Below are 219 nucleotides of genomic sequence, written 5' to 3' on the forward strand. Positions count from 1 at the left end.
CTACCTTGTTACGACTTCACCCCAATCATCTGTCCCACCTTAGGCGGCTGGCTCCATAAAGGTTACCCCACCGACTTCGGGTGTTACAAACTCTCGTGGTGTGACGGGCGGGGTGTACAAGGCCCGGGAACGTATTCACCGCGGCATGCTGATCCGCGATTACTAGCGATTCCAGCTTCATGTAGGCGAGTTGCAGCCTACAATCCGAACTGAGAACGG

Annotated in this window: 1 rRNA gene; it reads right to left on the reverse strand. The window is 55.7% G+C overall.

Going from position 1 to position 219, the window contains the following annotated elements:
• Window positions 1-219: ribosomal RNA gene (locus MR071_RS25330) — 16S ribosomal RNA — on the reverse strand; the annotation flags it as partial.

It is taken from the genome of Bacillus cereus group sp. BfR-BA-01316, assembly GCF_022664195.1.
Lineage (GTDB): Bacteria > Bacillota > Bacilli > Bacillales > Bacillaceae_G > Bacillus_A.